Origin of the sequence: Mycobacterium marinum (assembly GCF_003391395.1) — a bacterium.
Lineage (GTDB): Bacteria > Actinomycetota > Actinomycetes > Mycobacteriales > Mycobacteriaceae > Mycobacterium > Mycobacterium marinum.
On sequence record NZ_CP024190.1, the window covers coordinates 4552583 to 4568646 of the forward strand.

The 16064-nt window shown below is 65.8% G+C and carries 10 protein-coding genes and 1 pseudogene; 4 read left to right on the forward strand and 7 right to left on the reverse strand.

The window, feature by feature from the left end:
• Positions 1–78 precede the first annotated feature (78 nt).
• Positions 79–1797, reverse strand: a complete 1719-nt coding sequence (locus CCUG20998_RS18810; RefSeq protein ID WP_038580239.1) for a PE family protein — start codon at positions 1795–1797, stop codon at positions 79–81.
• Positions 1798–2072: 275 nt separating this feature from the next.
• Here CCUG20998_RS18810 and pepN point away from each other — a divergent pair, with 275 nt between their 5' ends.
• On the forward strand, positions 2073–4652 hold the full coding sequence (gene pepN / locus CCUG20998_RS18815) for an aminopeptidase N (RefSeq protein ID WP_020730224.1): 2580 nt from the start codon (positions 2073–2075) through the stop codon (positions 4650–4652).
• Between the two features lie 94 nt (positions 4653–4746).
• On the opposite strand, the gene CCUG20998_RS18820 is transcribed toward pepN, so the two are convergent.
• From CCUG20998_RS18820 to CCUG20998_RS18830, 3 genes are all read right to left on the reverse strand, one after another.
• Positions 4747–5214 carry a DUF5130 domain-containing protein gene (locus CCUG20998_RS18820; protein ID WP_011741466.1) on the reverse strand — a complete coding sequence of 156 codons (468 nt, stop codon included), beginning with the start codon at positions 5212–5214 and terminating at the stop codon, positions 4747–4749.
• Complete coding sequence (ctaJ, locus tag CCUG20998_RS18825; protein ID WP_020730223.1) at positions 5201–5434, reverse strand: aa3-type cytochrome oxidase subunit CtaJ; 234 nt, start codon at positions 5432–5434, stop codon at positions 5201–5203. Before ctaJ ends, CCUG20998_RS18820 begins: the two co-directional genes overlap by 14 nt.
• A gap of 101 nt (positions 5435–5535) precedes the next feature.
• Positions 5536–6177, reverse strand: a complete 642-nt coding sequence (locus tag CCUG20998_RS18830) for an HNH endonuclease (RefSeq protein ID WP_012395420.1) — start codon at positions 6175–6177, stop codon at positions 5536–5538.
• 153 nt (positions 6178–6330) lie between these two features.
• On the opposite strand from CCUG20998_RS18830, the gene CCUG20998_RS18835 reads away from it, so the two are divergent.
• The 3 genes from CCUG20998_RS18835 to CCUG20998_RS18845 all read left to right on the forward strand — a co-directional run bounded on the left by CCUG20998_RS18835 (position 6331) and on the right by CCUG20998_RS18845 (position 10063).
• A complete protein-coding gene (locus CCUG20998_RS18835; RefSeq protein WP_012395421.1) occupies positions 6331–6717 on the forward strand; it encodes a globin in 387 nt (128 codons plus the stop codon).
• Positions 6717–8294, forward strand: a complete 1578-nt coding sequence (locus CCUG20998_RS18840; RefSeq protein ID WP_020730222.1) for a glycoside hydrolase family 13 protein — start codon at positions 6717–6719, stop codon at positions 8292–8294. Before CCUG20998_RS18835 ends, CCUG20998_RS18840 begins: the two co-directional genes overlap by 1 nt.
• A gap of 236 nt (positions 8295–8530) precedes the next feature.
• On the forward strand, positions 8531–10063 hold the full coding sequence (locus CCUG20998_RS18845) for a phospholipase C (protein WP_036456237.1): 1533 nt from the start codon (positions 8531–8533) through the stop codon (positions 10061–10063).
• Between the two features lie 27 nt (positions 10064–10090).
• Here CCUG20998_RS18845 and CCUG20998_RS18850 read toward each other — a convergent pair whose 3' ends face one another.
• The 3 genes and pseudogenes from CCUG20998_RS18850 to CCUG20998_RS18860 all read right to left on the reverse strand — a co-directional run bounded on the left by CCUG20998_RS18850 (position 10091) and on the right by CCUG20998_RS18860 (position 15635).
• On the reverse strand, positions 10091–11830 hold the full coding sequence (locus tag CCUG20998_RS18850) for a GMC oxidoreductase (protein WP_020730219.1): 1740 nt from the start codon (positions 11828–11830) through the stop codon (positions 10091–10093).
• Positions 11831–11913: 83 nt separating this feature from the next.
• Positions 11914–13449 (reverse strand): annotated as a pseudogene (locus CCUG20998_RS18855) (MFS transporter).
• Positions 13446–15635, reverse strand: a complete 2190-nt coding sequence (locus tag CCUG20998_RS18860; RefSeq protein ID WP_036456235.1) for an Rv1355c family protein — start codon at positions 15633–15635, stop codon at positions 13446–13448. Before CCUG20998_RS18860 ends, CCUG20998_RS18855 begins: the two are co-directional and overlap by 4 nt.
• Between the last annotated feature and the right edge of the window lie 429 nt (positions 15636–16064).

Here is a 16064-nt window from a genome sequence, read left to right on the forward strand (position 1 = left end):
GGTCAATTCAGCGCAACCGGGGCCACCCGCTGATTGTTCCCGGATCGCCCCACCGAGGGAGATGCATTTTCTCCCCGGTCAGCCGGCCTGGCCGGAGTGGCCCGAGTTGCCGGTCGCACCGGTCGCACCGTTGGCACCGGCCGCAGCACCCCCACCCTCACCGAACCCACCGGCGCCGCCCAAGCCACCGACCCCGCCGCTTCCGCCACCGCCCGCTGCACCGCCGAGCCCCGAACCACCGGAGTGACCGATCAGCCCGCCCGCACCACCGGCGCCGCCATTTCCGCCGTTGCCGCCATCACCGCCGGCACCGCCATCACCGCCATCGCCGCCGACACCACCCTGCCCCATATGGAACGGGCCACCGCCGAACGCGCCGTCGCCAGCGGCTCCGCCGGCACCACCCCCGCCACCGACAGCGCCGGTTCCACCGATACCGCCGCCACCACCGGCACCGCCGATGCCGCCATCTCCGAACAGCAGTCCACCCCGACCGCCGACACCACCCTTGCCGCCATCGCCGGCAAGGCCGGCAGCAACGCCATCACCGCCGCGTCCGCCCATACCCCCGTTGCCGCCGGTCGCGGATTGCCCGGGAAAGACATTCGCGTTCACATCCGCGCTGCCCCCCGCGCCACCGATGCCACCCGCCGCGCCCGCCCCGCCGGCCCCGCCGGCCCCGCCGGCCCCGCCGTGGGCACTGCCGGTGCCGAGCACGGTACCGGCGGAACCGCCCGCTCCGCCGGCCCCGCCGATGGCTCCGGCGCCGCCGGCGCCGCCGTCGCCACCAGCACCACCAGTGGCAACCGCCCCGGTCCCTGCGGTGGCGTCGCCGCCCGCACCGCCACCGCCGCCCATCGCGCCGGAGCCCCCGTCACCGCCGCCGCCACCGGCACCACCGGTGACATTGGGGGTACCCGTTGGTGATTGGGCCCAGGCGGCGCCGCCGCGGCCACCCACGCCGCCGATCTCCCCGGCGGTAGTGCCGTCGGCGCCGGCGTGACCGCCAGCAGCGGTGCCATCGATGACGTCGTGCCCCTGCTGGCCACTATCGGCGTAGCTGAATGGGGCGTCAGCCGGGACGGGATTGACGCCATCGGCCCCGGCCCCGCCTGCCCCGCCGATTCCGCCGTTGCCGCCGTGACCCCACAGCCCCGCACTGCCGCCGGCACCGCCGTTGCCACCTAGGCCCGCGGTGACACCAACGCCCCCCGCGCCGCCGTTGCCGCCATTGCCGAACAGCATCCCGCCCGCGCCACCGGTACCCCCTGCCGCACCAAACCCACCCGTGCCGCCGTTACCGCCATCACCGATGAGCCCGGCGCTACCGCCACTGCCGCCGGCCTGGCCGGCCACGCCGCCGGCCGCCCCGTCACCACCGCTACCGATGAGCCACCCACCATTTCTGCCGTTGGCGCCCGGGGTCGTCGCATCGGCGCCATTGCCGAACAATGGCCGCCCGGTAAGTGTCTGAACTGGAGAGGTCACCAGATTCGCGGCCTGCTGCAGCGAAGTGTTGGCCGCCTCAACTGCGGAATAGCCGCCCGCACCCGCAGTCAACGCCCCCACGATCTGGTCGTGAAGTGCCGCCGTGTGGGCACCGAAGGCCTGATAGGCCTCAGCCTGCGCCTCGAAGCACGCGGCTACGGCCGCCGAGATCTCATCGCCCCCCGCGGCAAGCACCGCCCTCGTCGTAGCCGCCGCGGCACCATTGGCCGCACCGATCGTCGAACCGACATTGGCCAAATCCGCTGCCGTCGCCGCCACCAGCTCCGGGTCCACCACCACAAAGGACATTGCTCAGTCTCCTATCAGCCACGGCGCCGCTAGCACTTACCGACCATCAAAATTCGAGAGCATTGGCACCACACCCTAGCCGAGTCGGCACCCCATTTTCTCGTAAATGCGTTGTGGGGGAAGGTAATTCACCAGTGGATGATTATCGCGGGCAGACGAATCGAGTTAGGCCCGCTTGCCCAGGGCACCACTGACCACAGCGCCGGCCAGCCCTACCACGATCTTGCAGCGGGGCTGTCGTGTGCAGTGCCATCGCAGCCGATATCTTGGACGCCGTGGCTCTTCCAAACCTCACCCGGGATCAAGCTGTCGAACGCGCCGCCCTGATCACGGTCGACAGTTACCAGGTCAACCTCGATGTGACCGGCGAGCGCACGTTCCGCTCGACCACCACCGTGATGTTCGACGCGCTACCCGGCGCCGATACGGTGATCGACATCGCCGCCGAGGGCGTCCGCAGCGCCAGTCTCAACGGCCAAGAGCTCGATGTCTCTGGTTACGACGAATCCACCGGAATCCCCCTGCGCGGGCTGTCTCATCGCAATGTCGTCATCGTCGATGCCGACTGCAGGTACTCCAATACCGGCGAAGGCCTGCATCGTTTCGTCGACCCGGTTGACGGCGAGGCCTACCTGTACTCGCAGTTCGAGACCGCCGATGCCAAGCGCATGTTCGCCTGCTTCGATCAGCCCGATCTGAAGGCCACTTTCGAGATCCGGGTGACCGCGCCTCAACACTGGAAGGTGGTATCCAACGCCGCCGCGGTCGAGGTCTCACAGAGCCAGTCGGCCGCCGTGCACAGCTTCGGGGTCACCCCCCGGATGAGCACCTATCTGGTGGCGCTGGTCGCTGGACCGTACGCAGTCTGGAACGACACCTACAGCGACGAACACGGCGGCATTCCCCTGGGCATCTACTGCCGCGCGTCGCTGGCGCAGTACATGGACGCCGAGCGGTTGTTCACCCAAACCAAGCAGGGATTTGGCTTCTACCACAAGCACTTTGGCATTCCCTACGCGTTCGGCAAGTACGACCAGTTGTTCGTCCCGGAGTTCAATGCCGGTGCCATGGAGAACGCCGGCGCGGTGACTTTCCTCGAGGACTACGTGTTCCGCAGCAAGGTCACCCGGGCCTCCTACGAGCGGCGCGCCGAGACGGTGCTGCATGAGATGGCGCACATGTGGTTCGGCGACCTGGTCACCATGACCTGGTGGGACGACTTGTGGCTCAACGAATCCTTCGCGACTTTCGCTTCGGTGCTGTGCCAAAGCGAGGCCACGGAATTCACCGAGGCCTGGACAACCTTCGCCACGGTCGAGAAATCCTGGGCTTACCGGCAAGACCAGCTGCCCTCGACCCATCCGATCGCCGCGGACATTCCCGACCTGGCGGCGGTGGAGGTGAACTTCGATGGGATCACCTACGCCAAAGGCGCTTCGGTGCTCAAGCAGCTCGTCGCCTATGTCGGACTCGAGCACTTCCTGGCCGGGCTGCGGGACTACTTCCGTGCCCACGCATTCGGCAATGCGACATTCAGCGATCTGATCACCGCACTGGAAAAGGCATCCGGGCGCGACTTGTCCAATTGGGGTCAGCAGTGGCTCAAGACCACCGGTCTCAACACGCTGCGCCCAGACTTCGACGTCGATGCCGACGGCAGGTTTACCCGGTTTGTGGTGCAGCAAAGTGGCGCGGCGCCCGGTGCGGGCGAGACCCGGGTGCATCGGCTGGCGGTGGGCATCTACGACGACGATGTCGCCGGCGGGTCTGGAAAGTTGGTGCGAGTTCATCGAGAAGAACTCGACGTCGCCGGGACGGAGTCGGAAGTCCCTGCCCTGGTTGGTGTGCCTCGCGGGAAACTCATCCTGGTCAACGATGACGACCTGACCTATTGCTCGCTGCGGCTCGACGGTGACTCGCTGCAAACGGCGTTGGGGCGCATCGGCGACATCGCCGAACCGTTGCCGCGCAGCCTGGTTTGGTCTGCGGCCTGGGAGATGACACGCGAGGCCGAGCTGCGTGCGCGTGACTTCGTGTCGCTGGTGTCAGGTGGCATTCACGCCGAGACGGAAGTCGGCGTGGCACAGCGACTGCTGCTGCAAGCCCAGACGGCGCTGGGTTCCTACGCCGAACCGGGTTGGGCCAGCGAAACGGGTTGGCCGCAGTTCGCCGATCGGCTGGTGGAATTGGCCCGCGCGGCCGATGCCGGGTCCGATCATCAGCTGGCCTTCATCAACGCGCTGTGCACGTCGGTGCTCTCGCCCCGCCATGTGGAGACGCTGGCGGCGCTGCTGGACAATGACCCGGCCGAGTTGGGATTGGCCGGCCTGGAAGTCGATACGGACCTGCGCTGGCGCATCGTCACCGCGCTGGCAACCGCCGGCGTCATCGACAGCGATGGACTGGAGTCACCCCGCATCGACGCCGAGGAAAAGCGCGACCTGACCGCCACCGGCAAGCGCAGCAGTGCGCACGCCCGTGCGGCGCGGCCGCAGTTCCCGGTCAAAGACCGCGCGTTCACCACGGTGGTCGAGGATGACACGCTGGCCAACGCCACCGGCCGAGCCATCATCGCGGGAATCGGCGCCCCCGGGCAAGGTGAGCTGCTCAAGCCCTTCACCGCCCGCTATTTCGAGGTGATTCTCGGGGTATGGGAGCGCCGATCGAGCGAGGTCGCCCAATCGGTGGTGATCGGCTTGTACCCCTATTGGGACATCACCGAGGAAGGCGTTGCCGCCGCCGACCGATTCCTGTCCGACCCCGAGCTAGCACCCGCGCTGCGGCGGCTGGTGTCCGAGGGACAGGCCGCGGTCAAGCGGTCGTTGCGAGCCCGACGGTTCGACGCCGCGCTCTAGCGCGGTCGTGTGCCCTCGCGAGGGTGCGCAACCGTACGCCGACACGCCGTGTTGGGCGTACAGCTGCGCACCCTCGCGGGCAGACGCGTGGCGACTAGGCCGGGGTGATTCCCGAGCTGAGCACGCGGATCGCGCTGACCAGCCCATCGATCAGGTTGCCCTGCTCGAACGCCGACGTGGCGGCGGCAACTCCCAACGGAGCCGCCGACTCGGCGCCGCGCCCCCGCAGGTTCGCGCCATAGACAACCTCGACGGCGCATTGGTCGGGTGAGACCGCAACCAGCACCGCGTCGTTGGGTGTCGGCACCTTGGCCAAGATCGCGCGCGCACGAGCGGCGGTGTCACTACCCAGATCGCCGAGGTACACCGCGAAGCGCGCGTTGGACGCACGCGAGGCGTACTTCAGGGCGTCATCGACGGCCACGAGGTCGTCGATCGGGAACGGGTAGTGCACGGACAATTCCCCGGGTTCGGTCACCCTGGATATCCGTCCGCTGCTGGTGAATACCGAACCCCGCGGCAGGTCGGTGGGCTCGATCGTCGCTACGTCACCATGTGCCACTGGCGCCACCTCCAACTGAGAATTCCGAGGAACCATGCCCGCCGTGTCCGTGGGCGTCTCCGACAGCCTCATCGGTGGCGGCCCACAGGATCGGGGAATGCGTCCATTTCTCCGACAGTTGGTAGGTGGCCGGGTGCGGTCCCTTGCGGGTCAAGAAGATCGCTCCCAGGACAACCACCAAGAACAACGGTATTCCGACGAAAAAGAGATGAATCTCCATAACGCTCACGCCCCAAACCGTATCCCACCGAGGGTTCACCCGGCGCAGTTAGGACACGAATATGATCGCCGCGACGGTGTCGGCCAGTCGCGATGACAACGCTAGGCAGCGCCCTCGCCGAGGTACCGGGCCCAGGATGGGTCCAATTCCTTGATCGTCGAGAGCAGCCGCCAGTGCTGACCGGTCGGCGGCAGCGGCGTTCGGCGCAGTGACCAGCCAAGTTCGGTGAGCAGCTTGTCACCCTTGCGGTGATTGCACGCTGAGCAGCAGGCGACGCAGTTCTCCCACGAATGCTCACCCCCGCGACTGCGCGGCACGACGTGGTCGACGGTGTCGGCTTTCGCCCCGCAGTAGGCACAGCAGAAACGGTCACGGTGCATCAGCGCGGCACGGGTCATCGGAACCCGGGCGCGGTAGGGCACCCGAACGTAGGTCCGCAGTTGGATTACCGAAGGAACCACGATGGTGCGGGTCGCCGAGTGGATGACCGGCCCCGCCGGGTCGTCGTGCACCACGTCAGCCTTGCCACAGATCACCATGACGATCGCCCGGCGCATCGGCAAGGCGGTGAGCGGTTCGTAGGTGGAGTTCAGCAGCAGCACCCGCCGGCGACTCCAGATCGACGCGGTCTCGTGGCGGTTGGGCGGATGCGTATCGACACTGTGCAGACATGACGCGGTCCCAGTCATGCTGGCCGCGGCACCGTGGTTGCGGTGGCCGCGGCGCTTCTTGCCCTGCGCCATAGATCCTCCGGGCAACAGTCCACCACGATTCGCCGCCGACCGCACGCCTTTTGCCACGTCGACGCCGTGTCACTTGGGTGAACAACAGGGTCTAACGGGTCGCCCGCAACAGCCAGCCAAGACAAATGGCCCACAATGGAAGGGATGGATCAGATGACCGAGCCCTTCTACGACGCCGTCGGGGGGGCCAAAACCTTCGAAACAATCGTGTCCCGCTTCTACGAGCTGGTCGCCGAGGACGAGATATTGCGCCCGCTGTATCCCGAAGAGGACCTATCGGGCGCGGAAGAACGCCTGCGGATGTTCCTCGAGCAGTATTGGGGCGGCCCGCGCACCTATTCTGAGCAGCGCGGACACCCCAGGCTGAGGATGCGGCACATGCCTTTCCGGATCACGCCGATCGAGCGCGACGCCTGGCTGCGGTGCATGCACACGGCCGTCGCTGCCGTCGATTCGCAGACCCTGGACGACGATCATCGTCGCGAGTTGCTCGACTACCTGGAAATGGCCGCCCACTCACTGGTCAACTCACCATTTTGATGGCGGCCGACGGCGACGAAGCGAAGCCGTGGTGGTCCACCGCGGTTTTCTACCAGGTCTATCCCCGATCGTTCGCGGACAGCAGCGGCGACGGTGTTGGTGACTTGGGCGGGGTCGCGGCCCGGCTCGATCACCTGGCCCACCTCGGTGTCGACGGGATCTGGCTGAACCCCGTCACGGTGTCGCCGATGGCAGACCATGGCTATGACGTCTCCGATCCCCGCGACGTCGACCCACTGTTCGGCGGCATGGCCGCACTCGAGCGGCTCATCGCGGCAGCGCACCGGCGCGGCATCAAGATCATCATGGACGTGGTGCCCAACCACACCAGTTCGGCGCATCCCTGGTTTCAGGCCGCGCTTGCCGCAGGACCAGGCAGCATCGACCGAGATCGGTACTTCTTCCGCGACGGGCGCGGCCCCGGCGGCGTGCGGCCGCCCAACAACTGGGAGTCAGTCTTCGGCGGACCGGCGTGGACCCGGGTGACCGATCCGAACGGCACGCCCGGCCAGTGGTATCTGCATCTGTTTGATACCGAGCAACCAGATCTGAACTGGGACAACCCAGACGTCTTCGACGACTTCGAGAAAACGCTGCGCTTCTGGCTGGAACGCGGGGTGGACGGCTTCCGAATCGACGTTGCGCACGGCATGGCCAAACCACCCGGGCTTCCGGATACATCGGACGTCGCAGAGGTATTGCGCCACACCGACGACGATCCGCGCTTCAACCACCCGAATGTGCACGCGATTCACCGCGACATCCGGACGGTCATCGATGAGTACCCGGCCGCGGTGACCGTCGGCGAGGTGTGGGTACACGACAACGCTCGCTGGGCGCAGTATCTGCGACCCGACGAGCTGCATCTGGGTTTCAATTTCCGGCTGGCGCGAACCGACTTCGATGCGGCCGAGATTCACACGGCGGTGCAGAACTCGCTTCAGGCCGCCGCGATGGCGAACGCCGCTCCCACCTGGACACTGGCCAATCACGATGTGGGCCGGGAGGTCACCCGCTACGGCGGCGGGACCACGGGGCTGCACCGGGCCCGTGCCATGGCGATGCTCATGCTCGCCCTGCCGGGCGCCGTGTTCCTCTACAACGGGGAGGAACTCGGGCTGCCGGATGTGGACCTGCCCGACGAGGTGTTGCAGGACCCGACCTGGGAACGTTCCGGACGTACCGAACGCGGCCGTGACCGGTGCCGGGTCCCGATGCCGTGGTCGGGTACGACTCCCCCGTTCGGGTTCTCCAGCTGCGCTGACACCTGGTTGCCGATGCCGCCCGAATGGGCGGAGCTGACCGTCGAAAAGCAGCTCGAGGATGCCGGTTCGACGTTGGCGTTTTTCCGGCGTGCGCTCGAATTACGCAGGGAGCGTAGGGAATTCAACGGAAACGAAATCCGGTGGCTGAGCGCCCCACGCGGCGCGCTGATATTTCGCCGCCCGGCTGGGTTGGTGTGCGCGCTCAACGCCGGCGACCGCCCGCTGACGCTCCCGGACGGCGAGCTGCTGCTGGCCAGCGCGCCACTGGTCGACGGCGCGTTGGCGCCCGATGCGGCGGCCTGGCTGGTGTAACGACGCGGCGGCCAAGCCCCGTTGGCTTCGAACAGCCAGGCGCCGTTGCCGCCGCTACGCCAGCATCATGAAACGCTCCCGGTCCCGCCGGTGCCGAACCGCATCGGCCGACAGCGAATCCGAGCTTGCCTCCAACACGCCGGTCGACTTGGCGCAGCAAAGCATCGCCGGCGTATACCGTTCCTCCCACAAACGCACAGGGAAGGTAGGCGGTGAGCAAGAGCCCCGTCGATGCGATGTCGCGTCGCGAGTTTTTGGCCAAGGCCGCCGCCGCCAGCGGGGCCGGTGCCTTCATGTCCTTGGCCGGCCCGGTCATCGAAAAGGCCTACGCAGCAGGGCCATGTTCGGGTCACCTGAGCGACATCGAGCACATCGTGTTGTTCATGCAGGAGAACCGGTCGTTCGACCACTACTTCGGCAAGCTTTCGGGCACCAACGGATTCGACAGCGGCTCACCGCTATTCGCCCAAAAAGGCTGGAACCCCCAAACACAGTCCAACGATCCGGCCGGAACCACGATCCCCTACCGCTTCGACACCACGCGGGGCCCGCTCGTTTCCGGTGAGTGTGTCAACGACCCAGGACACGACTGGATCGCCATGCACAACGCCTGGAACAACGGCGGCAACGACAACTGGCTGCCGGCCCAAGCCGCGGTCAGTGCGCTGCAGGGCAACACCCCGGTGACGATGGGCTATTACCAGCGCGAAGACATCCCGATCCACTACCTGCTGGCCGATACGTTCACGATTTGCGACGGCTACTTTTGCTCGCTCATCGGAGGGACGTCGCCGAACCGGCTCTATTGGATGAGCGGCACTATCGATCCCGATGGCGCCAACGGGGGGCCGCTGCTGGTAGACCCCAACATCCAACCCCAGGGGCGGTTCAGTTGGCGCACCATGCCCGACAATCTCGAGGATGCCGGGGTCAGCTGGAAGATCTACCAGAACAAGCTGCTGGGGGCGCTGAACAATACGGTCATCGGCTATGACGGGATGCTAAATGATTTCAAGCAGGCCCAAAATCCGCGGACGAATCTAGCCCGTTACGGCATCGCGCCGACCTACCCCAGAGACTTCGTCTCCGATGTCCGCAACAACCGGCTGCCCAAGGTCTCCTGGGTGCTGCCGGGGTTCCTGTTGTCCGAGCACCCGGCGTTCCCGGTGAATGTGGGCGCCGTGGCGATTGTGGACGTGCTGCGGATCCTGCTTTCCAATCCGGCGGTGTGGGAAAAGACGGCGCTCATCGTCAGCTACGACGAGAACGGCGGATTCTTCGACCATGTCACGCCGACCACGGCTCCCCCGGGAACTCCCGGCGAGTGGATCACCGTGCCCAACATCGACGCGGTCACCGGCTCCGGTGGCATACGTGGACCGATCGGTTTGGGTTATCGCGTGCCATGCTTCGTCATCTCGCCCTACAGCCGGGGCCCGCTGATGGTCCACGACACGTTCGACCACACCTCTCAACTGAAGTTGATCGAGACGCGGTTTGGCGTTCCGGTCCCCAACATCAGCGCCTGGCGCAACGGCCTGGTCGGTGACATGACCTCGACGTTCAACTTCGCGGTCCCGCCAAACTCATCGCGCCCCAACCTCAGCCACCCCGCGATCAACGCCGTCCAGAAGCTGCCCCAGTGCGTGCCCAACTATGTCCTGGGCACCGTGACGAAGACGGCGGTCCCCTACCGGGTGCCGTTCCCGCAGGTGATGCCCACCCAGGAGACCCAGCCGGCGCGCGGGATTCCCAGCGGCCTCTGCTAGGCCCGCGCAGCCACCCAGACGGACGGCTCAGACGCGGTCGTCGAGTTCGGTAACGGGGTCATAGCCGGGCAGGCCAAGTTCGCGACGCATCAGTTCGGCGGTGCGTTCGGCGAACATCGAGATGGTCAGAAACGGGTTCACCCCGATGGCTCGCGGGATGACCGACGCGTCACACACGTAGAGCCCGTCGTAGGTGCCGCCATCGGGGTGATACACGCGCCCGGCGTGGTCGACTACGCCGGCGTCGACGTTGTCGGCGGTGGCACACCCACCCATCGGATGGGCGGTGATCAGGTGCTTGCCGAGGAAACGCTTGTCCCATCGCGGATTCTTGATGTACGTCCCGCCAATCGCCTCGACAGCGGGTTTCATGATCGCGTCGACGTCGCGGTAGACCGCTTCGGTCGGGGCCCCCGGCCAGTCGACCTTGACGGTGCCGTTCTTGCGTAGCACCAGTTCGCCGTCGGAGTTGTCGTGCACCATGATCAAGAATCCGAGCGAGTGGTTCATCGCGCCGTCGATGTTGAAGGTGACGTCACGACGCCAGCGGTCAAGTTTGGTCGGCCGCAGGTCGCGATAGCTGGCCGCGGCCAGCCCCATCAGCCCCAAGCGGAAGCTGTCGACGAGCGCGCGGGGCAGCGACAAGTCCTCCACGGTGAACCGCTTACGCACGTCGGATTGGTCGGCGCCGAAACGCATCACCGCGGTGATGCTCGGCCCGCAAGCCAGCTCGGATCGCGGCGGCCCATCGGTGGTCGCCCAGGTTTGGGTATCGGTGCGCATGTCGGTGTTGTAGGCGATCGCGAAGTTATCGCCGTTGCCGCTGAAGTTCTTACCCAGCCGCCCAGACAGTTTCAGTCCGGCATCTCTCGAGCGCATCAGGATTCCGTTGCTGCCCAGCGTGCCGGCACAGACCACGACATGACGGGCGGTGATGACGACATCGCCGTCTTGGCCCTTGCGCGAGCCTTGACCTTTGCGCCCGGTGCGCCCAGCGATCACCCGCCAGCGGCCGTCGTCGGCGGCTTCGATGCGCTCCGCTTCGATGCCGCAAAACATCTGGGCGCCACGGTGTGCGGCCATCGGCAGATAGTTGGTCATCAGGGTGTTCTTCGAACCGGTGTTGTCACCGGTGCCATCGCCACCGTGGTTGGGGCAGCGCCGCCGCTGTACGCCGTATCTGGTCACGCGGTCTTCGGCGCTGACCGTGATGTCCAGTATCTGCAGCTGGGCACCCGCGTTCTTGGCGATCTGGGTGAACGCTTCGACGCGACGCAGCGGCACGTTCTCCGCATAGGGCACGGCGCCGAGCATGCGGCGGGCTCGGCCGAAGTATTCGTCCAGGCCGCCAACACCCTCACGCTGCTGTTCGACCAACGCGCGGAACTCCCGCGGCCACGACGCCAGGAACACTTCCCGATCGGGGACGATCGCCACGTTGAAGTTGATCAACGAGGTGCCGCCAAGTCCACTGGCATGGATCACGTCGATGGTCTTGAAGCGTTCGATCTCGATAAGGCCCAAGGGATTCGAGCGCGAGCGAAGTTCGCCAAGCGCGGCCTTCTCGGTTTCGGGGAAGGTTCCGGTGGGGTGCTCGGCGCCCCGTTCCAGCACCGCGATGTCGAGTTTGCCGCCCGCTGCCGCGTTGGCGGTTGCCAGCCGCGCCGCGGTGATCGCGCCTCCATAGCCGGAGCCGAGGATCACAACGTCGTACTCGCTACGCAACGCATCGGTGTTGCAAGCCAGAACTGCAGCGGTGTCGGCCATGATAAAAACCTAGCGTCAATTTCTCCCCATCAAAACGGGTCCTCCGCTGCGGCCGCCGACCGGATCGGGAACCGGTGGTCCGCTCAACCCGGTTGGTCCGCTGCTTCGTGGCCAGTATCGGTCGATCCCGAGAAGCCCAGCATGAACAACCCGGCGGCCACGCCGCACAATGCCACGCACGCGGGCAGCAGCATCGACTGCGACATCGCGACCGAGAAGGGCTCACGCAGCACCCCGGGAAGTTGCACCGCTGTGCCGTCGCTGCCGCGCAGCGCAGGCGAGCTCCCTGGCGACGGCGGCATCTCGGCGGCGATCCGCGCTGTCATGAACGCCGCCATGCCTGAGGCGCCAAGCACGGCCCCCAGCTGCCGAGCCGCTGTGTACACGCCGGCGCCCGTACCCGCCAACTGTGCCGGCAGGTCTCGCGAGCCAATGGCGGCCAGCGGCGCCCACACAAAGGGAATGGCCACGCCGAGCGCCGTGATGGGCAGCACCAGCCGCCAGATCGGCGTGCTCAAAGACATCTCGATCGATAGCCAGGTGAGCGCGACCGCCAGCATCGTGAACGCCGAACTAACCACCAGCTTCGGGTGATATCTCTCGACGATCTTGCCAACCATGGGCGACACCACCCCACTCATGACCACCATCGGGGCAATCAATGCCGCCGAGCGGATCGGCGACAACCCCACGGCCGACTGCACGAAGAACATCGCCGGCACCATCATCGCTGTCGTCGCAAACGCGACGGCCGCCACCCCGATGCTGGACAGGCTGAAGTTGCGGTCGCTGAAGATCGTCAACGGGACCAGCGGGTCACCGCGATTGACCGACTGCCAATAGACGAACACCGCGATGACCCCGACGCCGCCGATCAGCATCATCGAGGTCCACGGCGCCCACCCCGCGTGCTGACCCTCTTGCAGCGCGAACACCACGAGAAAAACACCCAGCGCCGACAGTGCGGCCCCAAGCAGATCCAGCTGCGGGCGGTGCACCGGCAATACCGGGAGCAGCAGGGCTGCCAGCACCAGCCCGGCGAGGCCGATAGGGACGTTGATGAAAAAGATCCACTGCCAGCCCAGCGCCTGGACCAACACACCACCGGCCAACGGTCCCACCAAAGTTGCGACGCCTCCGGTGGCTGTCCAGATGGCCAACGCCACACCACGGCGCTGCGGCTCGAATATCCGGGTGATGATCGACAACGTCTGCGGAAATAGCAGCGAGGCGCCCAGGCCCTGCACCGCACGGGCAGTGATCAGCATCCCGATGCTGCCAGACAACCCACACCACAACGATGCCGCCGTGAACACCGCGAGGCCGATGACATAGATGTTCTTGGGACCGAATCGATCACCAAGGCGCCCGGCCACCAGCAACGGCGCCGCGTAGGTCAGTAGCTAGGCACTCGTCACCCAAATCACCAGGTAGTAACTGGTGTGCTGGTCGGCCATGATGCTCGGGTTGGCGAGCATCACCACCGTGGAGTCCAGGACAATCATGAAGTAGCCGACCAACATCGCCCACAGCGCGGGCCACGGGTTCAATGATCGCGCCCGACGGGTGCCCCGAGCTGTCCGCCTGGCGCGTCCGGCGACGAGGCTGGCCCCGATCATGCGTCCGCGCCGCTCCGGACCCCCTTGCGCCAATCTGCTAACGGCCGGCGGCGGCTGCGAACTGACGGGCTCGGTGCGGTGCAGAACCGCAACAAGATGGCCGGCGACTCACCCGTGGCGGCGTCGGCCAGTTCGGCGAACTCCAGCTGCAGTCGCTGTAGCTGGGCACCGTAGCTCGAAGACAGGCCAAGCAGCTCTTGATCGTTGTGAGCGTAGAGAAACAGCGGCGTTGTCGGTCCTACCGCCAGCCCCTCCTGCTGTGCGCGGATCCACACGGCTTGAGAGGCCGATCCGCCACGTGCGTAGTCGGCCAACGACCGGCCTTGCACGTACACCAGGGCCAGCGCCGAACTCGAAGAGAGCCGGGCGAAGCCGTCGAACCCCAAGGCCACTCCCCCATCCCACCGCGCGAGTTGGGCCGTGACCTCAGGGCGGCAAATCTGCTCGAGCATCATCAACCTGAACGCATCCAGCTCCAGACTGCGAACGTCGATGCCGCTGTTCGCGGCCGGGTCAATTGGCCAGTGCAGCTCAGCGACCAGTTCGGCATGCAGCTCCGGAGTGAGATACCGGATGCGGTCACTGGCTCCGATAATCCTTGCCGCCCTGTCGATGTCGTCACGACTGCGCAAGACCTGCAGCCGCGCACCCTCGCCGCGAGCCACAAGTTCCAGCATCTCCACCGTCTCATCGGAGATCGGAGTGGGCGTCCCATAGTGCCGATTCGTCTGGCGCGCCAGCATCGGTTCGTAAAGTCGCGCCAGATCCGGGTCATCGCCGCTGCCCAGTCTTACCGTCGCGGTCAACGGAGACCGTTCGCTGATCGCACCGATCTCGACCCGCCCGAGAACGCCATGGGCAGCGGCCGCAACCCGCGCGTTGTACACCGCCGCGCCGATTCCTACCGCGCTGCAGCGCAAACCGATGTCCACCAAAGACGTGTGCGCGGGCGCGAGCTCGATGACGACACAATCCCGATCGGCTCGGATGTGCCACGGTTGGGAGTTGCCGACCGACGGTGCACGATTGGCGGCCGCGGCGACCACGTCAACGACGTCGCCCAGCTGCGCGGCTTCGGCCAGTGGGTCAGCGTCGGCATCAGACTGCGCGGTGCAAGCCTGCCCGGCCGTCTGCCGGTCGGTGACGTGCGCGGCGGGATCGTCGATACGGTTGAGCATCTCTTCGACGTCCATACGGATGCGGCCCGATGAAAGCGGCTGTTGTAAGCCAATTTTGCGAACGGCCTCAGCAACGCTGGCCGCCCCGAGTTGGACCTCGCTGGCCAGCTGCGGCCAGCCGGACAGCGTCGAACCAACTTCGATGAACGCCGCGGCCTCTCGCACCGTCACCTTCTCGGGAGAGGTAATGCGATAAAGGTGTGGAATCTTGTCCCAGTCCGACAAGCCGCTCAGGGCTGCGGCGTCGATGTCGCCGAGCAGGCCATGCAGGATCGGCCGCGTCGGTTCCAGGTCATATCGCTCGACGTCCAACAGACCGCGGTAATCAGTGGCCATGATGACCGGTATCCGCCGTGCGCGCGCGGCCTCACGGACCATGACTTTCGTGTCCAGCGAGTCGCATTCCTCGACCACGATGTGCAGCCCGTCAAGAAAAGCGTCGATGTTATCTGCGGTGATGCCGGCCGTGACGACGGACACCTTCAGGTAGGGATCCAACTCAGCTATCCGGCGCGCGGCAGCGGTCGCTTTATTCACGCCGAGGTCGAGCACCGACAAAGGGACCCGATTGAGATTGGACAGCTCCAGGTGATCAAAGTCGGCGAGCCGCAGCTCACCGCAGAGCCCTTCGGCCGCGAGGGTGTACGCGAGGGTGTGTCCGACGCTCAACCCGACTACCCCGATACGTAGCTCGGCGAGCTGATCTTGTTCCTCCTCGGTGATCAGATGCCGGTTTCGGTCTAGCCGGACAGCGCGAAACGCGTGTGGCCCCAACACACCGACGACCGTTCGTCGCCACGGGTAGTGAACCCACCGGTGCCGTTCGGCAATGAGGTCGGCGTTACGGCCGGGGCGGATTCCACGAACAATTTCCGCCTGCCCGTCAGTGCGGTCCAAGAAATTAATCGATGGATCTGCGCGCAGGAATTCCAACCGATGAGAATCCTCGGAATCGTCCGGATTAAGAATCTGCGCCCCAGCATCGTCCCCATCGCCGCTCGCCCACATGCCAGCGATACTTTCACCCACCGAAGCGCTTCGCAAGGATTTCGAGGACGCAATAGCCGTCTTCGATCCCGGCCAACAGGATCCTCTTTAATTGCCACTACAGGACCGCCGAAAAACAAAATTAGGCTCGCCGAATTTGCGCGGCTCAGCGCTGCCCCCAGCCGATCGGCCAGCCGGTCCAACCGTCCGTACCAGAATTAAAGCACTTGCCCATCAACGGTATCCGCAATATCAAGACCCAGCTCGACTTCGCCACTATCCAGCCGATTGCGCACCGTTCAACACAGCGGAACGACCATTGCGACCGTCAAATACTCACGCTAGCCGACGCTGGCCACACGCGGACCGCAAGAATCGTAGAGTTACCACTCGAAACCCCACAACTGGGCTATCAGGAATTAAGACAATCGTTATGGGTCGGTAATAAAA